The organism is Ferranicluibacter rubi, assembly GCF_011603255.1.
GTDB lineage: Bacteria > Pseudomonadota > Alphaproteobacteria > Rhizobiales > Rhizobiaceae > Ferranicluibacter > Ferranicluibacter rubi.
Genome location: NZ_JAANCM010000011.1, coordinates 79554 through 103189, shown reverse-complemented (window position 1 = coordinate 103189; position 23636 = coordinate 79554). Strand labels below are relative to the sequence as shown.

Genomic DNA, 23636 nt, shown 5'->3' with positions numbered 1-23636 from the left:
CTTCGGTACGGGTTTGGCGCACGCCAGGCGACTTGTCGTGTGGCGATTTGCCTTTACATGGGGAACGTTGACGCCTGCACGCCGCAGGCATCCCGTATCAGCCTCTCAAAGAGGCCACTCCTATCGAAGAAGGACCCGCCCCGATGCAGGAATTCCTGCTGCTCATGCAAGACCCAGCCGCCTGGATTGCGCTTATCACGCTCGTCGTCATGGAAGTCGTGCTCGGCATCGACAACCTGATCTTTATCTCCATCCTGACGAACAAGCTGCCCCCGGAGCACCGCGACAGGGCCCGCAAGATCGGTATCGGCCTGGCTCTCATCATGCGCCTCGGCTTGCTCTTCGCCATCGCGTGGATCGTCAAGCTCGATTCCGACCTGTTCACGATCGCCGGCATGGGCTTCTCCGGCAAGGACCTGATCCTGATCGCCGGTGGTATCTTCCTGGTCTGGAAGGCCACGAAGGAAATCCACCATTCGGTCGACGTCCAGGACCACAAGGAAGACCTCGTCGGCGCCGGCAAGAACGTCGTGAAGATGACCTTCGGCGCGGCGATCGGCCAGATCCTGATCCTCGACCTTGTCTTCTCGATCGACAGCATCATCACCGCCGTCGGCATGACGCCGCACGTGCCGATCATGTTCATCGCCGTCATCACCGCCGTCACGGTGATGCTGCTGGCCGCAACGCCGCTGGCCAACTTCATCGAGAAGAATCCGACCATCGTCATGCTGGCCCTCGCCTTCCTGCTGATGATCGGTGGCACGCTGATCGTCGAAGGCTTCGGCGTCCACGTCCCCAAGGGCTACATCTATGCCGCCATGGCCTTTTCGGCCGGCGTCGAGGCGCTCAACATGTTCACGCGCCGCAAGCGCGAGCGGGAGCGCGCCGCAAACGGCGGCGTGACGCCGACGCAGCATTGATCGCCTGATCGAAAGGGCCCGGCCGCCATGCCGGGCCCTTATCCTCTATGCCAAGACCTGCCGCGCACCGCCTCCGCCTTGACGCGCGCCGGGGAATATGGTCTCACGCCCGCGATTGAAGACGCCCGGCCGCCCCTCGCAAGGCGCGTGGCCGCGCGTCTCCGCCTTCGAGGGCCTGGGCCGGTGCGGCGGCGCTTGCCCGGAAACGCCAGCAGCACGCCAACAGGCCGAGATCATGACAGACACACCAGTCCGGGTGCGCATCGCTCCCTCCCCCACCGGCGAGCCGCATGTCGGCACGGCCTATATCGCGCTGTTCAACTATCTCTTCGCCAAAAAGAACAACGGCACCTTCATCCTGCGGATCGAAGACACGGACGCGACGCGCTCGACGCCGGAGTTCGAGACCAAGGTGCTCGACGCGCTGAAATGGTGCGGGCTCGAATGGTCGGAAGGCCCCGATATCGGCGGCCCCTACGGCCCCTATCGCCAGTCCGACCGCAAAGATATCTACAAGCCCTATGTCGAGAAGATCGTCGATGCCGGCCACGGCTTCCGCTGTTTCTGCACGTCAGAGCGCCTCACCGAAATGCGCGAAGCGCAGCGCGCCGCTGGCAAGCCGCCGAAATATGACGGCCTCTGCCTGCACCTGAGCGCCGAGGAAGTGACGCGCCGCGTGGAAAGCGGCGAGCCCCACGTCGTGCGGATGAAGATCCCGACGGAAGGCGTCTGCTCCTTCGTCGACGGCGTCTACGGCCCGGTCGAAATTCCGTGGGATGCCGTCGACATGCAGGTCCTGCTCAAGGCCGACGGCATGCCGACCTATCACATGGCAAACGTCGTGGACGACCACCTGATGCGCATTACCCATGTGGCGCGCGGCGAGGAATGGCTGTCCTCGGTTCCCAAGCACATCCTCCTCTACCGCTATCTCGGCCTCGAGCCGCCGGTGTTCATGCATCTCTCGCTGATGCGCAATGCCGACAAGTCGAAGCTCTCCAAGCGCAAGAACCCAACGTCGATCTCCTACTATTCCGCGCTCGGCTACCTGCCGGAAGCGCTGATGAACTTCCTCGGCCTGTTCTTCATCCAGATCGCCGAAGGCGAGGAGATGTTGACCATGGCGCAGCTGACCCAGCACTTCGATCCGGAAAACCTGTCGAAAGCGGGCGCGATCTTCGACGTCCAGAAGCTCGACTGGCTGAACGGCCGCTGGCTGCGCGAAGGTCTTTCAGAAGAAGAGTTCGTCGGCCGCGTGCTGGCCTGGGCCATGGAGAACGACCGGATCAAGGAAGGCTTGCGCCTCTCCCAGTCGCGCATCTCCAAGCTCGGCGATCTGCCCGATCTCGCCGGCTTCCTGCTGAAGGCCGATCTCGGCCTCGACGCGTCGTCCTTCGCTAAGGTGAAGACTGCGCCGGAAGAGCTGGTCGAAATTTTCAAAACGGTCCAGCCTGATCTCGAAACCATCATCGAGTGGAACGCGGAATCGGTGGAAGCCGAACTGCGCGCCAGTTCCGACCGCATGGGCAAGAAGCTGAAGGTCGTGCTCGCACCACTGTTCATCGCCATCTCCGGCTCGTCGCGCTCGCTGCCCCTTTTCGACAGCATGGCCATCCTCGGCCGCTCCGTCGTGCGCCAGCGCCTGAAGGTCGCGGGCCAGGTGGTTGCAGCGATGGCGGCGAACGCAGGAAAATAATATTGGGGATGGCAGCCCCTCATCCGCCTGCTGGCACCTTCTCCCCGCTTGGCGAGGGAGAAGGGACTCCGAGCGGCCGTCGGGCACGTCCCCTCTCCCCGCTTGCGGGGAGAGGGCTAGGGTGAGGGGCAGCCACACCCACCACAGATCATCATCAGATCGAACCATTTCGCGGCCTTGCCGCCACAGGACAGGCAACCATGACCGAAAAGCTTGACACCGCCCTCTCATCCGACGTCACCGAAGTCCGCGCCCAGAAGCTGAAGCTGCTGCGCGAGCAGATCGGTGACGTCTATCCCGCGCACTTCCACCGCACGATCACCAACGCCGAGCTTGCGGAAAAATATGAAGGGCTGGAGCCTGACGCCGTGACCGAAGATGTGGTCACCGTAGCCGGCCGCGTCTTCTCGTCGCGTAATTCCGGCATGTTCATGGACATCCGCGATGCCGGGGCTAAAATCCAGATCTTCTCGCACAAGGACACGACGCCCGAGCAAGCCCGCGCCCTGCTGCCGATGGTCGATATCGGCGACATCATCGGCGTCACCGGCGTCGTGCGCCGCACCAAGCGCGGCGAACTGACGATCAACGCGCAAGAGATCACCATGCTGACCAAAGCGCTGCTGCCCATGCCGGAGAAGTGGCACGGCCTGTCGGACATCGAGCTGCGCTACCGCAAGCGGCACCTCGACATTCTCACCAACGAGGACTCGAAGCTCCGCTTCCAGCAGCGCGCGCGCATCATCTCCGGCATCCGCCGATTCATGGAAGAAGACGGCTTCATGGAGGTCGAGACCCCCATGCTGCATTCCGTCTATGGCGGCGCGACCGCCGAGCCCTTCAAGACGCACCACAACACGCTGAAGCTCGACATGTATCTGCGCATCGCGCCGGAACTGTTCCTGAAGCGCACGCTGGTCTCGGGCCTGGCCGACAAGGTTTTCGAGGTCAACCGCAACTTCCGCAACGAAGGCGTCTCCACCCGGCACAATCCCGAATTCACGATGATGGAGTGCTACTGGGCCTATGCCGACTATGAGGACATCATGGACCTCGTGGAACGCCTGTTCTCGTCGCTTGCCATGGCCATCCACGGCTCGACCGAGGTGACCTTCGGCGATAAGACGCTATCCTTCGCAGGCCCTTTCAAGCGCGTCCCCATGCCGGACGCCGTGAAGGACGTTACCGGCATCGATTTCCTCGCCATCAAGACCGACGAAGAAGCCCGTGCCGCCGCCAAGGCGGCCGGCTTCGAGATCGAGAAGGACTGGACCTGGGGCGAATGCCTCGCCTTCATCTTCGAGGAGAAGGTCGAGGGCACGCTGATCCAGCCGAGCCACGTCACGCATTTCCCCAAGGACATCTCGCCCTTTGCCAAGGAAGTGCCGGGCGAGCCGCGTCTGGTCGAACGCTTCGAGACCTATTGCAATGCCTGGGAAGTCGGCAACGCCTTCTCGGAGCTCAACGATCCGGAAGAACAGCGCCGCCGCATGGTGGAGCAACTCGAGCAGGCCCATGCCCGCGGCGAGAAGGAAAAGCAGCTGGACGACGATTTTCTCGATGCGATCGACCAGGGCATGCCGCCCGCAGGCGGTCTCGGCATCGGCGTCGATCGCCTGGTGATGCTGTTGACCAACGCCCCGTCGATCCGCGACGTCATCCTCTTCCCCGCCCGCCGCAAGGCAGACTGAGGAAAGAGTCTTTCAGGATCGGCGCCATCAATGCGTGGCGCCGGTTTCCTCGGGCGTCACGCCATGCGGTACCGCCGCCTCGTGCTCCACCTCGGCCGCGACGGGTGCGTGGGCTGCGTCTTCCGCGACCTTGCCATGTCCCTCGGTTTCCGCCGTATCCTTCTCGTGATCGGCCTCGGGAACCGTCACCGCCTGCTCGGAGGTGCCATGCTCGGGCGTCTCAGGCTCAGGCGTCTTCGGCGCATGGGCCGCATCCGCTGCATGCCCCCCGGTTCCCGCTGAATCTGTCTCGTGACCATCCTCGGGAGCCGTCACCGCCTGTTCGGGCGCACCATGCTTGGACGTGCCGGGCTCAGGCGTCTCGGGCGCATGATCGGCGTTCGCCACCGGCGCTTCCGCCTTGTCCGCACCCATTCCCGGGATCAGCCGCATGACCGTGGACAACATGCCATCCCGGGCAGGTTCCGCAGCCTTCGATATTTCGCCATCCGCATGCGCGGCCTTGCCGCCCATGCCTGGGATCCAGGCGGTTACGGTCGAGAACCATCCGCCCTCTGCCGCAACGGTCTGCGCGCCACCGGCCTCGCCTTCTGCGTGTTCGCTCACGGGTGCCTCGTGGCCTGATTCGCTAGCGGCTGTCGGCGCATCAGGCCCTTCGGCAGGCGCACCATGCTCTGCCGGCGCCTCGCCGTGGCCTTCCGCAGGTGCGCCATGTCCCTCGGCCGCGCTCTCGCCATGCCCGGCGGGCTTGCCGTGTCCGCCCACCGCATCGCCCTCGACCGCAACGGATGCATCGGCGACCAGCGTCTCGCAATCGGCGCGATCGGTCATTGCTGTCAGCGTCGTACGAATGTCTTCGGGAGAAAGCGCTTTGCGCTCGCCATAAAAGAGACCAACGGCGTTGGCCTTGCCGTCGGCGTAGCGGGCGATGAAGGGTTGGTCCATGTCCGGCAACTTCGTCGGGTCGGGCGCAAACAGCACTTCGGCGCCGATCGCGGCACCGCGCAGGTTCGCCCGGCCCTCTGGCCCCGCCCGGTCGAGCACGACGATCTGATAGAGATCCGCCTTCTCCGACTGTGCGAGCACGCCGGCAATGCGCAGCGCGGTGCGCACCCGTTCGATGCCGTCGACATTGTCCGTACGGACATATTTGCGCAGCCAGCGCTGGCCGCCGCGATTGAGCTTGATGAGATCCGTCGTGGTGCAGGCGACGCCCGAGGGCTGGGAAGCCTTGACCTTGGCCTCCTCATGCGAAAGCAAGCCGCTCTGCAGCACATAAGCGCCAGTGCCGCCGACGAGGACCAGAACGACAGCTGCGCCGAGAAGACGCTTCTTCGACAGCCGCACCTTCAGGGAAAAACCTTTCACCTCCGCCGCTCCATGCCCAATCCCGCGCTCCAAATGGCCTGCCAGCGGCAGACATCACGGCTGGACCGTAAACGAACAGGGTTGAGGAAGCTTTAATCCACGCAGCCCCACGGTGGCCCGCGCTTCGTGAAAAACCGTGCGCACCCTTGCGTTTGCCCTTGATTGCCGATGGGCGGATGGCGCATGACCTTGGGCAAGAGACTTCTTGAGCATCGGACAGGACGGCATGGCACGGATCGGCATAGTGGGCGGCGGCATCATCGGTTGTGCGACGGCAATCCACCTGATCGCGCGCGGCCATGACGTCACGCTGTTCGAGCAGGACGCGACCGGGCTTCCCGCCTCGGTCGGCAATGCCGGCATTATGGCGATCCCGGAGATCGACCCCATTGCCCGACCGGACATGCTTCTGTCCGCCCCGCGCTGGCTTGCCGATCCGCTGGGGCCGCTGACGCTGCGTTGGAGCGACCTGCCGGCCCTCACCCCCTGGCTGCTCGCCTTTCTGCGCTCGGCCCGCCCCGCACAGGCCGCCCGCACCCGCACCGCCCTCCTCGGCCTGATGCGAACCGTCCTCGACGACCACAGGCACCTCGCCGACATGGCCTCCCTTGTCGATCCGGTGCAGCACACCGGCGCCATGACGATCTTCGACACACCAACGTCGCTCGATGCGGCCTTCCGCCACGAAAGCGAAACGGCAAAGCTGCTCGGCTTTGCGGTGGAGCGCCTGAGCCCCGCCGACGTTCGCGCGCGCATTCCGGCCCTCGAGGGCTCGCTTGCAGGCGGCATCTTCTCGGCCGGCTACCACACCTTCCGCCACCCCGAGACCTTCCTGCGCGCTCTGCAGGCGCACGTCCGTGCCCGGGCGACCCTGGTCGATGCCAGCATTTCCGCGGTCCGCCCGAGCCCGGATGGCATCACGCTCACGACATCCGCCGGCGCCACGCACACCTTCGACAAGGCCGTGATTGCCGCGGGCGTCTGGTCGCGCGACCTCGTGCGCGGCCTCGGTCTTCGCGTCTCTCTGGAAACCGAGCGCGGCTACAACACGACCTTCGCCGATCCTCAAGTGACGCTGCCCATGCCGATCTTCTTCTCAGAGCACGGCTTCTGCGCCACGCCGTTCGACAATGCGCTGCGGGTCGGCGGCGCCGTGGAGCTGGCACGGCCGGACGCACCTGCGAACTTCGCCCGCGCGAAAGCGATGCGCACCAAGATGCGCCGTTACGTGCCCGCGCTGCCCGAGACAGGCGGCACGGAATGGATGGGCCGGCGTCCCTCGACGCCCGACAGCTTGCCGGTCATCAGCCTCAGCCCTGACGACCCGCGCATCGCGCTCGCCTTCGGCCACGGCCATCTCGGCCTCACGCTTTCGGCCACCACCGGCCGGCTCGTCGCGGACCTGTTCGACAAGGGCGAGCAACCGGCGCTCGCGCCATTCAGCATTCGCCGCTTCCAGCGCGGCACCAAGGCCTGAGGGGACATCATGCACAAAGTCATTTTCGATACCGATCCCGGCGTGGACGACGCCATGGCGCTGCTCTTCTTGCACCAGCACCCTGACATCGACCTTCTGGGCATCACGACCATTTTCGGCAACGCGTCCATCGAGACGACGACCCGCAACGCGCTGTTCCTCAAAAATGCCTGGGACATTCCGGCACCGGTTGCAAAGGGCGTGGCCGAGACGATCGACCCCGCACGCGCCCATGTCGACTGGCCCGTCATGATCCATGGGCACGACGGCCTCGGCAATATCGGGGTCCCCGACACGGTCGAGGGCGAACCCGATGCGCGTCCCGCCCATCGCTTCATCATCGACACGGTGCGCGCCCATCCGGGCGAGGTCACGCTGGTCGCTGTGGGACGCATGACCAATCTTGCCCGGGCGCTCGCGGAAGATCCGGAGATCGTCTCGCTGGTGAAGGCCGTGGTCATCATGGGCGGCGCTTTCGACGTCGCCGGAAACATCACGCCCGCCGCAGAGGCCAATATCCATGGCGATCCGGAGGCCGCCGACATCGTGATGGGTGCAGCATGGCCCGTGACCGTCATCGGCCTCGACGTGACGATGAAGACGGTCATGACCCGCCCGGCACTCGCAGCCATCGCCGCCGCCTCCGGCCCGCGCGCAAAACTGCTGGCCGATATCTCCGATTTCTACATCGACTTCTACGCCCACATCGTCGCCGACGGCATGGTCGTGCATGACAGCTGCGCTTGCGTCTATGTCGTGGCGCCCGAGCTTTTCACCACACGAACCGGCGCGATCCGTGTCGTCTGCGGCGGCATCGCGGATGGCCAGACCATCCAGAAGGCCGATGGCCGATCCTTCCCGCCCAGCCCCTGGGACGAGCTGCCGAGCCAGACCGTCTGCACGGATATCGATGCGGATGCCGTGATGGCGCTGATCACCGAAACGCTGTCCCGCGCGTAAGCGTCGGTTGCAAAGAATCCCGGCCGCCTCTCTGGCGGCCGGCCCCGGTCCGGCTATTTAGATCCTCATGAGACCGGAAACGCTGCTTTATCCCACGCCCAAGGGCCTGTTCTGCGAAGCGGGCGGCTTTTACATCGATCCGGTGCATCCGGTCGACAAGGCCCTGATCACCCACGGCCATGCAGACCACGCCCGCTCCGGCCATGGCGAGGTGCTGGCGACGCGGGAGACGCTGGAAATCATGGCGATCCGCTACGGCGCCGATTTCTGCCGCCGGTCGCAGGAGGCGGTGCTCGGCGAAACGATGACAATCGGCGACGTGACTGTCAGCTTCCATCCAGCCGGCCATGTTCTCGGCTCCGCCCAGATCGCGGTCAGTCGCGGGGGTACGAAAATCGTCGTCTCCGGCGACTACAAACGCCGCCGCGACCCGACATGCCTCCCCTTCGAGCCCGTGCCCTGCGATGTCTTCATCACGGAAGCGACCTTCGGCCTGCCCGTCTTCCATCATCCGCCGGATGCGGACGAGGTGGGCAAGCTCCTGACCTCGCTGCGCCAATTTCCCGAGCGCGCCCATCTGGTCGGCGCCTACGCGCTCGGCAAGGCCCAGCGGGTCATCATGCTGCTCCGCGAGGCGGGCTATCACGAGCCGATCTACATTCACGGCGCGCTGGTCAAGCTCTGCGACTACTATCTCTCCAAGGGTATTCCGCTCGGCGAACTGCGCCCGGCGACTGTCACGGCGAAGGAGAAGCCGGCCTTTGCAGGCGCCGTTGTCATCGGCCCACCCTCGGCCTTTGCCGACAAATGGGCACGCCGCTTCCCCGATCCGATCCCGATCTTCGCTTCCGGCTGGATGCTTGTGCGCCAGAGGGCAAAGCAGCGCGGCGTCGAACTGCCGATCATCATCTCCGATCATTGCGACTGGGCGGAACTGACCGACACCATCCGTGAGATCCGGCCGGGGCAGGTGTGGGTGACCCATGGGCGCGAGGAAGCGCTCGTCCGCTGGTGCGAGCTGGAGGGCATCAAGGCCCGCCCGCTGCATCTGGTCGGCTATGACGACGAGGGCGAATGATGCGGGATTTTGCCGAACTTCTCGACCGTCTGGTCCTCACCCCCTCGCGCAATGCGAAGATCCGGCTCCTGACCGACTATTTCCGCACGGCGCCAGACCCGGACCGCGGCTATGCGCTGGCTGCTCTCGCCGGCACGCTGACACTCTCCACCGTCAAGCCGAACGTGCTGCGCCAACTGATGCTGGAGCGGATGGACCCGGTCCTCTTCCAGTATTCCTATGATTATGTCGGCGATCTCGCCGAAACCATCTCGCTCGTCTGGGAGGGCACCGAGCCCGATGGTGCCGACGTGGGCGATCTCTCGCTCGGATCGATCGTCGCGCAGCTCCAGTCGGTGGGCCGCGCGGACGTGCGCAACCTCGTGCGCACCCTGCTCGATCGCCTTGATGGCTCCAGCCGCTTCGCCTTCCTCAAGCTCATCACCGGCTCCATGCGCATCGGCGTCTCGTCCCGCCTCGTCAAGCAGGCGCTAGGCGAGATGGGCACGGTCGATGTCGGCGAAATCGAAACGCTGTGGCACGGCCTCCTGCCGCCTTACGTCGAGCTGTTCGCCTGGCTCGATGGCCATTCCGGTCGCCCGGAACTCACCATGCCCGCCGTCTTCCACTCGGTCATGCTGGCAACGCCGGTCGGTGACAAGGATCTCGATAGTATCGACCCCGCCGATTTCGTCGCCGAATGGAAATGGGACGGTATCCGCGTACAGCTGGCCAATCTCTCGGGCACCCGCCGGCTCTATTCCCGCAGCGGCGACGATATCTCCGGGGCCTTCCCCGACATCCTCGAAGCGGTGGATTTCGAAGGCGTGATCGATGGCGAGCTTCTGGTCGGGGGAACGCTGCGCTCCAATCAGGCGACGCGCAGCTTCTCCGATCTGCAGCAGCGCCTGAACCGCAAGGTCGTGACCCGCAAGACCATCGAGGAATATCCGGCCTTCCTGCGCGGCTACGATCTCCTGTTCGATGGCCCGCGCGACATGCGCCCGGAGCCTTTCGACGTCAGGCGCGAAGCGCTGGAAAGACTGATCGCCACCACGCCGCCGCTGCATTTCGACCTCTCGCCGCTCGTACCCTTCTCGTCCTGGGAGGAACTTGACCGGCTCAGAACCGCGCCGCCCGATCCCGTCATCGAGGGGATCATGCTGAAACGCCGCGACTCGCCCTACACACCCGGGCGGATGAAAGGGCCGTGGTTCAAATGGAAGCGCGAGCCCTACAATATCGACGCCGTGCTGATGTATGCCCAACGCGGTCATGGCAAACGGTCGAGCTATTACTCCGACTTCACCTTTGGTGTCTGGACGGCGAGCGACAAGGGCGAGGGCGACGTTCTCGTGCCTGTCGGCAAGGCCTATTTCGGCTTTACCGATGCCGAGCTTGAAGTGCTCGACCGCTATGTCCGCAACAACACGGTCGAACGCTTCGGCCCGGTTCGCTCGGTGAGAGCGGAACCCGACCAGGGCTTCGTGGTGGAGGTCGCGTTCGAAGGCATCGCCTTCTCCTCCCGCCACAAATCCGGCGTCGCCATGCGCTTTCCCCGCATCTCGCGCCTGCGAACGGACAAGCTGCCGCGCGACGCCGACCGGCTGGAGACGCTGGTGTCGATGATCGACGCGGGCGCTCCGGTGACGGACGACGTGTAATCCGGTTTCAAGAGGATTTTGCAACCGGCTCGAATGCGCGAAACATCACGCCTCTTTGTTCCCGGCGATCGCACTTTTTCGCGGCATGACTGTTTCCAGCCGGTCGACCGACAGTGATTCTCCCGCACGCCTCCGTCTCGACCGTTCGTCGTCAATATCGCGGCGGCCGTGCGATGCAGCGTCCGCCCTGTCCGATGGAAAGGACACCGGAATTCCTCGGTAAGCCAGCTCTGAGGCCCGAAAACGCGAAATGCCGCGCTTCGATCGTCCGGTAGACGGCCGAAAAAGGAATAAGGAAAACACAATCCGCGTGAGTGGCATGGATTGGGACATACCAAAAATCGAAAGCGATTACAGATATTTAGAACAGACTTCGTCATCTTCGCCCATGCGTTGCGCGCCACATGACGCTCGCGAAGCGTGGCATGCGGGGAACACTTTCAGACAATAATGCGGAAGGCCCTCAGCTTTTGGATTGTTTCCTCGCTTCGGATGGTGAACATGCTAAAGACCAATTGTGAATCATTCGTTACCGGCGCATCGTTTGCCGGATGGGGACCCTTATGAAGATTGCTCAAGCGCTCCTTCCCATGAGCATGCTCCTGCTGTCCGGCTGCGTGGTGGGTCCGGATTACCAGACGCCGTCCGACAACCTGCCAGCCAAATTTTCCAAGGCCGACGCCCCCGCAGCCAACGTGACCCTGAACCCCTGGTGGCAGAGTTTCCACGACAAGAAGCTTGACGCTCTCGTGACCCAGGGCATGAACCAGAACCTTGATGTCCAGCAGTCGATCGAACGCATCGTCCAGGCGCGCGCCAACGTCGTGATCGCCGGTGCCGATGGCCTTCCCGCGCTGAATGGCAGCGGTTCCGGCAACGTGCAGGGCTCCGACGGCTCGTACCTTCAGAAGACCTCCGGCACCAGCCACACCGAGACCAAGTCGCTCGATAGCGGCCTCGGCGCCTCCTGGCTGCTCGATCTCTTCGGCCAGTACCGCCGTGCTCGCGAAAGCGCCAACGCGTCGCTCGATGCCGCGTACAACAACATCAACGTCGCTCGTCTCGCCTATCTCTCGGATCTCGTGACGTCCTACATCGACGCTCGCTACAATCAGGAAGCTCTGGCCCTTGCCAGGCTGAGCCTGTCGTCGCGCCGCGAGACCCTGAAGCTGACCAACGACATCCGCAGCGCCGGCGCCGCATCGAGCCTCGACGTCGTGCAGGCCGAAGGCCTCGTGAACTCGACGCTTGCCGAACTTCCGGCCTATGAGACCGGCTTCCACCAAGCGGCGAACCATATCGCAACGCTGCTCGGCCTTCCCGCCACCTCGATCACTGCCGAGCTGACACGCGGCAAAGCGCAGCCGTGGCCGAAGTTCAACACCAAGGTCGGCGTTCCCGCCGATCTCGTGCGCAACCGTCCCGACATCCGCGTTGCCGAGCGGCAGCTGGCTGCCGCAACCGCTAGCATCGGCGTGGCCGAAGCGCAGCTCTATCCGAGCCTCTCGCTCAGCGGCTCGATCAACGCCGGCCGCACCTTCGGCAATGCCGTCACGGGCAACCTGACGAGCTGGTCCTTCGGCCCGACGCTCGACGTACCGATCTTCAACGGCGGCCGCCTGCGTGCCAATGTCGAAGCGCAACGCTCCGTCGCACAGGAGCAGTATCTCGTCTGGAAGCAGACCGTCCTCAACGGCATCGAGGAAGTCGAGAATGCGATGATCGCGCTGCGTAAGAACTATGAGACGGTGTCCGCCCTGCGCCGGGTCGTTGCCTCCTCGGAACAGGCTCTCGGCCTTGCCCGCGAAAGCTATCGCGGCGGTGCGACCTCGCTGCTCGACGTGCTCGACGCGGAACGCACGCTGTCCAACAGCCGGATCCAGCTTGCAGCCGCCATCCGCAGCCTGGCCGCCAACTACGTCGCCCTCAACGTCGCCCTCGGCGGCGGCTCGAGCATCGAAGTCGCGACGAAATAAGCGACGGCAACAAGACCGACGTGAAAACGCACCGGAGATGCTCTCTCCGGTGCGTTTTGCATTCCGGGCAGCGCTCGCCATCTTCAGGCCGGCCTCCTGTCGCCCATCACGAATGGGTAACGCAATGTTTCCTTGGCTCTCCCGGCCACGAAACGTTAGGCAGGGCTCCTGCCCGCCGAAAACACCGCATGATGTTTATAAGACAAACTGGAAAAACGACGAGGGGCGTCTATTTGCCACTTTCGCGGGTTGGCATCGCGGCGGAATACCGGCATAAATTTCCGGCGTGTCGCGCGGCGTTCGCTCGCGCCGACCCTTCATGCCACCCGGCCCCGAAGGCTTCGTCCACCGCTGCATCGCGCAGAGGCCGGCGCGAGGAAGCTGACATCGTAACGATCAAACTGGGGAAATGACCATAGAGATCGCGCAAACCCTGTTGCTGTTGCTCGTGCTCACGCCGTTCGTGGGAAGCCTCATCGCCATCAGCCTGCCGAGCGACCGAAGCACGCTGGCCGCCTGGCTTTCGGGCACGATTGCCTTCCTGTGTCTGGCGATCACCACGTCGCTCTATGTCTTCGTGATCGAAGGCCGCGTGCTGCGCACCGATATCGCCTGGATTCCGCAGTTCGGCCTGAATTTTACGCTGCGCATGGATGGCTTCTCCTGGCTATTTTCGGCCCTGATCAGCGCCATCGCGCTGCTGGTCGTGGTCTATGCGCGCTACTACATGTCGGCGGAAGATCCGGTTCCGCGCTTCTTCTCGATGTTCCTCGCCTTTATGGGTGCCATGCTCGGCCTCGTGCTCTCGGGCAATCTCATCCTCCTCTCGATCTTCTGGGAGCTGACGAGCATCATCTCCTTCCTGCTGATCGGCTACTGGTATCACAATGCCAATGCGCGAGACGGCGCCCGCATGGCGCTGACCGTCACGGGCACCGGCGGGCTCTGCCTCTTCGTCGGCCTGCTGCTCGTCGGCCATGTCGTCGGCAGCTATGATCTCGACGTGGTGCTGGCCTCCGGCGATACGATCCGAGACCATCCGCTCTATGTGCCGATCCTCGTTCTGGTGCTCGTCGGTGCTTTGACCAAGAGCGCGCAGTTTCCGTTCCACTTCTGGCTGCCGCAGGCCATGGCGGCCCCCACGCCGGTCTCCGCCTTTCTCCATTCGGCCACGCTGGTCAAGGCTGGCGTCTTCCTCCTCACCCGGTTCTGGCCGGTCATGGCAGGCACCGATGCCTGGTTCTGGCTGGTCGGCCTTGCCGGCCTCTCGACGCTGCTGCTCAGTGCCTACTTCGCTATCTTCCAGCAGGACCTCAAGGGCTTGCTCGCCTACTCCACCATCAGCCATCTCGGTCTCATCACCGTTCTCCTCAGCCTCGGCAGTCCGCTGGCCGCCGTTGCCGCGATCTTCCACACCATGAACCACGCGACCTTCAAGGCATCGCTGTTCATGGCAGCCGGCATCATCGATCACGAGACCGGAACCCGCGACATGCGGCGCCTCAGCGGGCTGTTTCGATACATGCCGATAACCGCCACGCTCGCCATGGTCGCGAGCGCCTCCATGGCGGGCGTGCCACTCCTCAACGGCTTCCTCTCCAAGGAAATGTTCTTTGCGGAAGCCATCGAAACGCACCGGGTCAACCTTCTCGACACGCTGACGCCCTATGTGGCGACGCTAGCGAGCCTCTTTGCCGTCACCTACTCGCTCCGCTTCATCTACACCGTCTTCTTCGGCCCGAAGCCGCACGACCTGCCGAGCGAGCCGCATGAGCCGCCGCCCTGGATGATCGCGCCGATCGGCTTCCTCGTGCTCGCCTGCCTCGTGATCGGCATCGTGCCGAGCCTCACCATCGGGCCGCTGCTGCACACGGCCGTGGTCTCCGTGCTGCGCGATGCGACGCCGGTCTACAGCCTTGCCGTCTGGCACGGGTGGAACCTGCCCTTTTTCATGAGCCTCTTCGCGCTCGTGGCCGGCATCCTGCTCTATGTCGTCATGCGGCCCTATCTTGCCACCAGCGTCGAGGGCCCGCCCTATTTCCGCAGGCTGCAGGGCCAGCGCATCTTCGAGCGCATTCTCGTCACCATCTCCTGGAAATGGGCACGCATGGTGGAGATGAAGGCCGGCACGCGGCGTCTCCAGCCGCAGATGCGCATCCTCATCTTCACAGCCATTGCCGCAACGGCCGCGCCCCTTTTATGGGGCCGCTTCCAGCCTACCGACTTCGCTTTCCGCGGCATAGATCCGGTCTTCGCCATTCTCTGGCTGATCGGTATGGCCTGCGCCGTCGGCGCGGCCTACCAGGCGAAGTTCCACCGTCTCGCGGCCCTCGTTCTTCTCGGCGGCGCGGGCCTCGTCACCTGCATCACCTTCGTCTGGCTGTCGGCACCGGATTTGGCCGTCACCCAGCTTCTGGTCGAAATCGTCACCACGGTTCTCATTCTCCTCGGCCTGCGCTGGCTTCCCAAGCGCTTCGAGAAGGGCGACGCCGCCGCCATGTCCGTCGGCGTGCGCATGCGCCGCCTTCGCGATCTGGTGGTCGCGGTCACCGCTGGGGTCGGCCTGATGCTGATCTCCTACACGGTCATGACGCGGCCGATGCCGGAGACGATCTCCAGCTACTTCCTGGAGCGTGCCTATTCCGAAGGCGGCGGCACCAATGTGGTCAACGTGATCCTCGTCGACTTCCGCGGGTTCGATACGTTCGGTGAAATCGCGGTGCTCGCCATCGTCGCGCTCACCGTGTTCTCGCTGCTCCTGCGCTTCCGCCCGGCGGCCGAAAGCCTCGAGCGTCCGGAACAGCAGCGCGTCCAGAATGCGTTCGATGCGCGCCACCCCGAGCGCGAAACCGGGGAGAGCGTGGCCGAATATCTGCACATCCCCTCGGTCATCATGCGCTGGCTCTTCCCCGTCATCGGCATGTTCGCAGCCTTCCTGTTCTTCCGCGGTCACGACCTGCCGGGCGGCGGCTTTGCGGCAGGCATCGCCCTCTCCATCGGCTTCATCCTGCAATATATGAGCAGCGGCACGCGCTGGGTTGAGGAGCGGCTGCGCATCCATCCGCTGCGCTGGATCAGCGTCGGCCTTCTGGTCTCCACCGCCACGGGGCTCGGATCCTGGATGTTCGGCTATCCCTTTCTCACCACGCATTCGCGCTATGCGGACCTGCCGCTGATCGGCGAGATGCCGCTCGCCAGCGCCATCCTGTTCGATCTCGGCGTCTTCTCGCTCGTGACTGGCGCCACCGTACTGATCCTGATCGCGCTTGCCCACCAGTCCGTCCGCTCGCCGCGCGCCCATATGCGCAGCGTCAAACTGTCCGGAAAGGAGAAGAACTGATGGAACTCGTTCTGTCCGCCGGCATCGGCGTCTTCGCGGGCTCCGGCATCTGGCTCCTCTTCCGTCCGCGAACCTATCAGGTCGTCGTCGGGCTGGCGCTGCTGTCCTATGCGGTCAACCTCTTCATCTTCGGCATGGGACGCCTGCGGCTTAACGCGCCTCCGGTGCTCGAAAAGGGCGTGGCCGGCGGGTTCCTCACCCATACCGATCCGCTGCCGCAGGCGCTGGTGCTCACCGCCATCGTCATCGGCTTTGCCATGACCGCACTTTTCCTCGTGGTGCTGCTCGCCTCGCGCGGCTTTACCGGCAACGACCATGTGGATGGGAGGGAAGAGCGATGAACTGGCTCGGACACCTGATCATCCTGCCGATCCTCCTGCCCTTCGTCACCGCTGCGGCTCTGATCCCGATCGACGAGCGCCGGCGAATATTGAAAGGTAGCTTGAGCTTCGGTGCGACGCTCGTGTTGCTGCTCACCGGCACGGCCTTGATGATCGCCTCCGCCACGGCGCAGGACAATGGCTCGCTCGTCTACCAACTCGGCAACTGGGCTGCCCCCTATGGCATCGTCCTCGTCGTCGATCGCCTTTCGGCGATGATGATCACGCTGACGACGCTGATGGCGCTCTGCGCCCAGATGTTCTCCATGGCGCGCTGGCACAAGGCCGGTCCCCATTTCCACACGCTGTTCCAGTTCATGCTGGTCGGGGTCAACGGCGCGTTTCTGACGGGCGACCTGTTCAACCTGTTCGTCTTCTTCGAGATCATGCTGGCCGCATCCTACGGCCTGATGCTGCACGGATCCGGCCCCGTGCGCGTCAAGGCGGGCCTGCATTACATCGCCATCAATCTCGCCGCCTCGTCGCTGTTCCTTATCGGCGTCAGCCTGATCTACGGGGCATCCGGCACGCTCAACATGGCCGATCTCGCTCTGCGCATTCCGGATCTGAGTGCCGAGAACCGCATGCTGCTGGAGGCCGGCGCTGCCGTTCTCGGCGTCGCATTTCTCGTGAAAGCGGGCATGTGGCCACTCGGCTTCTGGCTGCCCCAAGCCTATTCCGCGGCAACGCCACCCGTCGCGGCGATGTTCGCCATCCTCACCAAGGTCGGTGTCTATATCCTGCTCCGCCTGTCGCTCCTTCTTTTTGGCAATGAGGCCGGCACCTCCGCAGGCTTCGGACAGGGCGTCCTCCTCTATGGCGGCCTGCTCACCGTCACCTTCGGCACGATCGGCGTCATGGCGTCGCAGGCGATGGGCCGGCTTGCGAGCTACTACGTGCTGATCTCGTCCGGCTCGCTGATGGCCGCCATCGGCCTCGGCATCACCGGCGTCATTCCTGGCACACTGTTCTATCTGATCTCGTCCACGCTCGGCATCTGCGCTTTCTTCCTGCTCATCGACCTCGTGGAGCGCGCCAGAGACGCGGGCGCCGACGTTCTCGCGGTCACGATGGAAGCCTATGGCGACGGCGATGACGACGAGGCCGAGAAGGAAGTCGGCGCGGCCGTGCCCGGCACCATGGCCGTGCTCGGCATCTGCTTCGTCGCCTGCACCATGCTGATGGCGGGCCTGCCGCCCCTGTCGGGCTTCGTCGCCAAGTTCGCGATCCTACACGGGCTGTTTGCGAGCCTCGGCGAAAACGCCCCCATCACGGCGGCGCAGTGGACCTTCGTAGCGCTGCTCATCCTCTCGGGCCTTGCAGCGCTAATCGCGCTCAACCGGGTCGGCATCCGCACCTTCTGGAATTCGATCGAGGGCACCGTGCCCCGCGTCCGGCTGATCGAGATCACGCCCGTGCTCGTGCTTCTCGCCGCCTGCGGCTTCCTGACTTTGCAGTCCGGTCACGCGCTGCGCTATCTCCAGGATACGGCAACGGCCCTGTCGCAGCCGCAGATCTACATCGGCAGCGTGCGCGATGCCGTGCCGGTCGTTTCCCACGGGGGATCGTGATGCGCTACTGGTTCCCCTATCCGCTTCTGTCGCTCCTGCTTCTCGGCTTCTGGCTGCTCGTCAACCAGTCGGTGTCGCCGGGACAGATCGTGCTGGGCACCATCCTGTCCGTGTCCCTTTCCTGGGCCATGGTCAATCTGGAGCCGAGCAAGTCGCGCCTGCGCCGGCCGGGCGCCGCGCTCCGTCTGGCAGGCACCGTGATCAAGGATATCGCGCAATCCAACGTCGCGGTGCTCGGCGCCGTCCTCTCGCGTCGCAAGCCGCCCGTCCAGTCAGCCTTCGTCATGCTGGAACTGACGCTGAAGGACGACAACGCCCTCGCGTTGCTCGCCTGCATCCTCACGACCACGCCCGGCACCGCCTGGCTCGAATATGATCGCCAGACCCGCATGCTCCTCATTCACGTGCTCGACACGGCCGACGGCAAGGACTGGCAGTCCATCGTCACCAACCGTTACGAGCGGCTTCTCAAGGAGATCTTCGAATGACCGAACTTCTCATCATCTGGTCGGTACTGATCTCGCAGATCATGATCGGCCTTGCCATGATCTGCGCGCTCTACCGCGTCGCCAAAGGGCCGCGGGCACAGGATCGCATTCTCGGGCTCGATACGGTCTATATCACCGGCATGCTGCTGCTGCTGACCTTCGGCATCCGCACGGCCAACGTGCTCTATTTTGAAGCCGCTCTGACGATCGCCATGCTCGGCTTCGTTTCGACCATAGCCTTTGCCAAGTTCCTGATGCGCGGCGAGGTGATCGAATGACATTTCTGGTCGATCTGCCGGTCTGGGCCGCCATCCCCGTCTGCCTGCTCCTGCTGTCGGGCGCCGCCATCACGCTGGCCGGCGCCATAGGGCTCGTCCGCTTCCCGAGCTTCTACGAGCGCCTGCACGCGCCGACGCTCTGCACCAGCGGCGGTGTCCTGCTGATCGCCATGTCCTCGATGCTCGCCTTCGCCGTACTCCAGAACCGCTGGATCGTGCATGAAGTCCTCATCGTGATCTTCATGATCGTGACCACGCCGGTCACGCTAATGCTGCTCGGCCAGTCCGCGCTCTATCGCGACCGTGCGGAAAAGAGCGCGGACGTCCCGCGCAAGACGGAAACGGCAAAAGCCGATCCGGGCATCGACATCTAAAGCCCGTCGCGCCCGCGGAACCGCCGCTGGTAACCCGCATCGTAAAGCGCACTCTCGCGGAACCCGTCGGCCGTGAGCGTCCGCCCGACGAAGATCAGCGCCGTCCGCTCGATCGGGTTTTCCGCTACACGCGCCTCGATATCCTCCAGCGTACCGCGCACCACCCGCTCGTCCGGCCACGACGCCTTGACGACGATGGCCACCGGGCAGTCGGCGCCATAGAGCGGGGTGAGCTCGGCGACGATCTGCGGCAGCGCGTGAATGGCAAGGTGAATGGCGAGCGTCGCACCCGTCGCGCCGAAATTGGCCAGCGTCTCCGCATTCGGCATGGGCGAGGCACGACCGGAAACCCGCGTGAGCACGAGGCTCTGCGCCAGCGCCGGCAAGGTCAGTTCACGCCCAAGTGCCGCCGCCGCCGCCGCAAAAGCCGGCACCCCGGGCGTCATCGTATAGGCGATACCATGTGCCTCCAGCCGCCGCACCTGCTCGGCCACCGCACTCCAGACGGAGAGATCGCCGGAATGCAGCCGCGCCACATCCTCGCCACCAGCCTCCGCCCGCACATATTCCGCCTCGATCTCGTCCAGCGACAAGGGAGCCGTGTCTACGATCCGGGCACCCGGCGGGCAATAGCCGAGCAGGTCGCGCGATACGATGGAGCCGGCAAACAGGCAGACAGGCGAGGCCGCGATCAGATCGCGCCCGCGCACGGTGATGAGATCGGCAGCACCCGGACCGGCACCGATAAAATGAACGGTCATGCCGGCTCTCCCTGCGTGCGGTCGTGTACGTCTTCGCCGGTGTCGTCTTGCAGCGGCTTGGTCCAAGCCCACTGCGTCACCGGCATGGCCGGGCGCCAGCCCGTCATCGTGCCCACAGGTGATGCACGGGCGATGTCGATTCGGGTCAGGCTACCGCCATGGGCGGCGTGAGCGGCGAGCAGCACCGCTTCCATCTCCGTCGTCACCGCATTCGCGACCAGCCGCCCGCCGGGCCGCAGGGCTGCAAGCGCCGCATCCATCACACGGGGCACGGTACCGCCGCCACCAACGAAGATTGCATCGGGCCGGCGTTCCCCGGCAAGACCAGCCAGCGCCTGTGGCGCGGCATCTTCCACGACGCGAAGGTCAGGCACGCCGAAGGCCTGGGCATTGCGCGCAATCCGCGCCGCCCGCTCCGGGTGCGCTTCTATGGCGACAGCGCGCAGCGATGGATCGGCCAGCATCCACTCGATCGCGATGGACCCGGCACCCGCGCCGATATCCCAAAGCCATTCGCTACGCCGTGGAGACAACGCCGAGAGCGTCAGCGCCCGAACCTCCCGCTTGGTGATCTGCCCGTCATGATCGAACAGATCATCGGGAAGCCCGGGGGACAGTCCAAGAACCCGCGCATTCGCCCCAGCGACCACCTCGATGGCGCAGACATTGAGGGAATGGCAATCCACGAGATCGAAACCGCCTGCTGTATGAAGGCTCACCCGCTCCTGCGGCCCACCCATCGCTTCGAGCACGGTGAAGGCGGAGGCGCCGAAGCCGGTATTGCGCATGAGTTCGGCAACGGCCGCCGGCCCGTCCCCGTCGGAGGTCAACGCTAGAATACGCGTTCCCCCGTGCAGATGCGGGCGGATCAAATCGAGCGGCCGGCCGTGCAGCGACAGGCAGACGACATCCTGCAGCGCCCAACCGAGCCGCGCCGCCGCAAGACTGAAGGCCGAGGGCGCAGGCAGGACGCGCATCTGGGCCGGATCGATGCGGCGCGACAGGGTGACGCCGACGCCGAAGAAGAAGGGATCGCCGGAGGCGAGCACGACGACCGGCATGCCGGCCATCGCCACCACGACATCGATGGCGGTCTCGAACGGGCTCGACCAGGGGCAGCTTTCCCCCGTGATCAGAGGCGCGGCCAGAGCCAGATGCCGCGTGCCGCCGAAGACGAGACGCGCCGCGGAGATCGCCTGCTTGGCCTCCTCGCCGAGACCCGCTAGACCGTCTTCTCCAAGGCCGATGATCGTCAGCCAGGGTTCCGTCGTCAGGGAAGCGTTTTCGCCGTCACGCATGAGCCATCATATCCTTATTCTTGGCGGCACCACGGAAGCCCGCGTGCTGGCGGGTGCCTTGGCCACGACTGCGCACGACGTGGTGCTCTCCCTTGCCGGCCGAACGAGCGCGCCGATGGCGCAGCCTGTCCCTACACGCATCGGCGGCTTCGGCGGCGCCGAGGGCCTCGCGCGGACGCTGAGAGCCGAAAACTTCGATCTTCTTATCGACGCGACACATCCCTTTGCGACCCGTATTTCGAACAACGCCGCGAAAGCCGCATTGGAAACCGGCATCCCCGCCTTCGCCCTTCGCCGTCCGCCCTGGGAGCGCCAGCCGGGCGACCTCTGGACCTGCGTCGAGAGCATGAATGCCGCCGTCGCAGCGCTGGGCAAAACGCCGCGGCGCGTGCTCCTTGCGATCGGCCGACAGGAGGCAGCACTGTTTGAAGCCTCGCCGCAGCATGCCTATCTCGTGCGCAGCGTCGATCCCGTCGATCCGCCCCTCACCCTGCCGGATGTTCGTTACATCCTCGCGACGGGGCCGTTTGGTGAAACCGAAGAGCATGCCTTGCTCGTGGAGCACGGCATCGACTGCATCGTCGCCAAGAACAGCGGCGGCAGTGCCACCTATGGCAAGATCGCAGCGGCCAGAGCGCTGAAGATACCCGTTATCCTCGTCGAACGCTCGAGCGAGGCTGCGCTGCCCACGGTCGGCACGGTGGAGGAGGCGCTCGCCCGCATCGATCACGTTCTCGCTCCGGGCAGGAAACGCGGCGTGTAGACCAGATCGCCACGGCCGGGCCGGGCGATGACGCGTGTTTCCGGCGAGCCGATGATGACGCAGGTTGCCATGTCGGCAACCGTCGCATCCGCCTCGGCCAGCGGCATGACGCGCATCCGCTCGTCCGGCCGGCCGGCGGCGCGGCCGAAGATCACGGGCGTTTGCGCCGGCAGGATAGGCCGCAACACGTCGAAGGCAGCGCCGAGCTGCCACGGCCGCGCCTTGCTGATGGGATTGTAGAGCGCGATGACGAGCCCGGCCTCCGCCACCAGCGCCAGCCGCCGGGTAATGATCTCCCAGGGTTTCAGATTGTCCGAGAGCGAAATGGCGCAGAAATCGTGCCCGAGTGGCGCGCCGATCCGGGCGGCAACCGCCAGCATGGCCGTCACGCCGGGCGTCACGCGAAAGTCGATCTCGCGCCAGATGTCCGGCCCATGGTCGATCGCCTCGCAAACGGCAGCGGCCATCGCGAAGACGCCCGGATCTCCGCCGGAGACGACGCAGACGTCGGCGCCTTCTGCAGCATGCGTCAGCGCCGCTTTGGCGCGATCGAGCTCTTCGCGATTGTCCGAGGCGACGCGCACCTGATCTGGGCGCAGCGAGAGGCGGTCGAGATAAGGTCCGTAGCCGAAGAAATGGCTGGCCGCAGCGATCGCCTCCAGCGCCTCCGGTGTCGTCTGGCGCGGATCGCCCGGGCCGGTGCCGACGACGGTCAGGCGGCCGCTCATGCGGAACCGTCCATGATGCGGCCGCTCCAGCCGGGCACGAGCACCAGCGAGAAATAGGGCGCTTCATCGGTCAGTTTGTCGGCAAGCGGCGTCATCGCCGCATTCGCCATCGTGCCACGCTCGACATAGACAGCGTTTTCAAGCTTGCCGGAAGCGGCAAGCGCGCGGCGGATTTTTGGCAGGTTGCGCCCCACCTTCATGATCACCGCCGCCTGCGTATCGCCGAGCCGGCGGCAGAGTTCGGCCTCGTCCATGGTGCCCGGCAGGACCGACAGCACGTCGTCGCCCTGCACGATCGGCAGGCCGGCGAGCGACCAGCAGCCGGACATTGCCGTCACCCCCGGCACGACCTCGGCGGCGTAACGACCGGCAAGCCGCACATGCAGGTGCATGTAGGACCCGTAAAACATTGGATCGCCTTCGCTGAGGATCGCCACCGTCCGCCCGGCATCCAAATGCGCGGCGACGCTCGCGGCAGACGCATCGTAGAAGCCGGTGATCTGGCCCTTATAGTCGTCGTGCTCCTTGTCGATCTCGACGGTAACGGGATAATAGAGCGGCAGCTCGATGCGACCGGGCTTCAGGATGCCCGCCATCTGCCCCGGCGCAAACAAGGCGGCAACGCCGTCCGCCTTCCCCAGGCCATCGAGAATGGTGCGCCCGTTGCCGCGCCGACCGGCCTTTGCGAAATAGGCGAGCACATCGGCCTCGGCCAGCGCCCGCACCGCCTTCAGCGTCAGCAACTCCGGATCGCCCGGCCCGGTGCCGACGCCGATCAGGCGTCCGGCCGCCACGCCCGCAAGGGCTGCGCCGCCGACACTCGTCTCCATATCTCCCGTCATC

General features: G+C 64.9%; 20 protein-coding genes. 15 read left to right on the top strand and 5 right to left on the bottom strand.

Annotated elements, in window-relative coordinates; all coding sequences use genetic code 11:
• The first annotated feature begins 143 nt into the window (after positions 1-143).
• The 3 genes from G8E10_RS19510 (at position 144) to lysS (ending at position 4310) form a co-directional block, all read left to right on the top strand.
• Entirely contained in the window at positions 144-923 is a 780-nt protein-coding gene (locus tag G8E10_RS19510) for a TerC family protein (protein WP_110730240.1), read from the top strand.
• Between the two features lie 235 nt (positions 924-1158).
• Positions 1159-2619: a glutamate--tRNA ligase gene (gltX, locus tag G8E10_RS19505; RefSeq protein WP_167130388.1), complete on the top strand. Its 1461-nt coding sequence runs from the start codon at positions 1159-1161 to the stop codon at positions 2617-2619.
• A gap of 200 nt (positions 2620-2819) precedes the next feature.
• On the top strand, positions 2820-4310 hold the full coding sequence (gene lysS / locus G8E10_RS19500; RefSeq protein ID WP_167130387.1) for a lysine--tRNA ligase: 1491 nt from the start codon (positions 2820-2822) through the stop codon (positions 4308-4310).
• A 27-nt stretch (positions 4311-4337) separates the two neighbouring features.
• Here lysS and G8E10_RS19495 read toward each other — a convergent pair whose 3' ends face one another.
• Positions 4338-5678 (bottom strand): hypothetical protein, encoded by a 1341-nt coding sequence (locus G8E10_RS19495; protein ID WP_167130386.1) that lies wholly within the window; start codon positions 5676-5678, stop codon positions 4338-4340.
• A gap of 205 nt (positions 5679-5883) precedes the next feature.
• Between G8E10_RS19495 and G8E10_RS19490 the strand changes: the two genes are divergently transcribed.
• The 11 genes from G8E10_RS19490 (at position 5884) to mnhG (ending at position 19243) form a co-directional block, all read left to right on the top strand.
• Positions 5884-7155, top strand: a complete 1272-nt coding sequence (locus tag G8E10_RS19490; protein WP_281517685.1) for an NAD(P)/FAD-dependent oxidoreductase — start codon at positions 5884-5886, stop codon at positions 7153-7155.
• A 9-nt stretch (positions 7156-7164) separates the two neighbouring features.
• A complete protein-coding gene (locus G8E10_RS19485; protein ID WP_167130385.1) occupies positions 7165-8115 on the top strand; it encodes a nucleoside hydrolase in 951 nt (316 codons plus the stop codon).
• 67 nt (positions 8116-8182) lie between these two features.
• Positions 8183-9193, top strand: a complete 1011-nt coding sequence (locus G8E10_RS19480) for a ligase-associated DNA damage response exonuclease (RefSeq protein ID WP_167130384.1) — start codon at positions 8183-8185, stop codon at positions 9191-9193.
• Positions 9193-10836, top strand: a complete 1644-nt coding sequence (locus G8E10_RS19475; protein ID WP_167130435.1) for a cisplatin damage response ATP-dependent DNA ligase — start codon at positions 9193-9195, stop codon at positions 10834-10836. Before G8E10_RS19480 ends, G8E10_RS19475 begins: the two co-directional genes overlap by 1 nt.
• 563 nt (positions 10837-11399) lie before the next feature.
• A complete protein-coding gene (locus G8E10_RS19470) occupies positions 11400-12812 on the top strand; it encodes an efflux transporter outer membrane subunit (RefSeq protein WP_167130383.1) in 1413 nt (470 codons plus the stop codon).
• A 415-nt stretch (positions 12813-13227) separates the two neighbouring features.
• Positions 13228-16152 carry a monovalent cation/H+ antiporter subunit A gene (locus G8E10_RS19465; RefSeq protein WP_425530857.1) on the top strand — a complete coding sequence of 975 codons (2925 nt, stop codon included), beginning with the start codon at positions 13228-13230 and terminating at the stop codon, positions 16150-16152.
• The gene (locus tag G8E10_RS19460; RefSeq protein WP_092930522.1) at positions 16152-16493 is read left to right on the top strand and encodes a Na+/H+ antiporter subunit C; all 342 of its coding nucleotides are present in this window, start codon (positions 16152-16154) and stop codon (positions 16491-16493) included. The genes G8E10_RS19465 and G8E10_RS19460 overlap by 1 nt, the downstream gene beginning before the upstream one ends.
• Positions 16490-18103 carry a monovalent cation/H+ antiporter subunit D gene (locus G8E10_RS19455; protein ID WP_132448590.1) on the top strand — a complete coding sequence of 538 codons (1614 nt, stop codon included), beginning with the start codon at positions 16490-16492 and terminating at the stop codon, positions 18101-18103. Before G8E10_RS19460 ends, G8E10_RS19455 begins: the two co-directional genes overlap by 4 nt.
• On the top strand, positions 18103-18591 hold the full coding sequence (locus tag G8E10_RS19450; RefSeq protein WP_110730250.1) for a Na+/H+ antiporter subunit E: 489 nt from the start codon (positions 18103-18105) through the stop codon (positions 18589-18591). Before G8E10_RS19455 ends, G8E10_RS19450 begins: the two co-directional genes overlap by 1 nt.
• On the top strand, positions 18588-18869 hold the full coding sequence (locus G8E10_RS19445) for a K+/H+ antiporter subunit F (protein ID WP_110730251.1): 282 nt from the start codon (positions 18588-18590) through the stop codon (positions 18867-18869). The genes G8E10_RS19450 and G8E10_RS19445 overlap by 4 nt, the downstream gene beginning before the upstream one ends.
• Positions 18866-19243 (top strand): monovalent cation/H(+) antiporter subunit G, encoded by a 378-nt coding sequence (gene mnhG, locus G8E10_RS19440; protein ID WP_110800865.1) that lies wholly within the window; start codon positions 18866-18868, stop codon positions 19241-19243. The genes G8E10_RS19445 and mnhG overlap by 4 nt, the downstream gene beginning before the upstream one ends.
• Here mnhG and cobM read toward each other — a convergent pair.
• Both cobM and cbiE read right to left on the bottom strand, forming a co-directional pair.
• Positions 19240-20004: a precorrin-4 C(11)-methyltransferase gene (gene cobM / locus G8E10_RS19435; protein ID WP_132665189.1), complete on the bottom strand. Its 765-nt coding sequence runs from the start codon at positions 20002-20004 to the stop codon at positions 19240-19242. The two genes, mnhG and cobM, sit on opposite strands and share 4 nt — an antisense overlap.
• Entirely contained in the window at positions 20001-21302 is a 1302-nt protein-coding gene (cbiE, locus tag G8E10_RS19430) for a precorrin-6y C5,15-methyltransferase (decarboxylating) subunit CbiE (protein ID WP_167130381.1), read from the bottom strand. Before cbiE ends, cobM begins: the two co-directional genes overlap by 4 nt.
• On the opposite strand from cbiE, the gene G8E10_RS19425 reads away from it, so the two are divergent.
• Entirely contained in the window at positions 21301-22065 is a 765-nt protein-coding gene (locus tag G8E10_RS19425) for a cobalt-precorrin-6A reductase (RefSeq protein WP_110800868.1), read from the top strand. The genes cbiE and G8E10_RS19425 overlap by 2 nt on opposite strands.
• Here G8E10_RS19425 and G8E10_RS19420 read toward each other — a convergent pair.
• Together G8E10_RS19420 and G8E10_RS19415 are read right to left on the bottom strand one after the other, a co-directional pair.
• Complete coding sequence (locus G8E10_RS19420) at positions 22029-22793, bottom strand: precorrin-3B C(17)-methyltransferase (RefSeq protein WP_167130380.1); 765 nt, start codon at positions 22791-22793, stop codon at positions 22029-22031. The genes G8E10_RS19425 and G8E10_RS19420 overlap by 37 nt on opposite strands.
• A complete protein-coding gene (locus G8E10_RS19415; RefSeq protein ID WP_281517684.1) occupies positions 22790-23635 on the bottom strand; it encodes a precorrin-2 C(20)-methyltransferase in 846 nt (281 codons plus the stop codon). Before G8E10_RS19415 ends, G8E10_RS19420 begins: the two co-directional genes overlap by 4 nt.
• Position 23636: the final 1 nt, after the last annotated feature.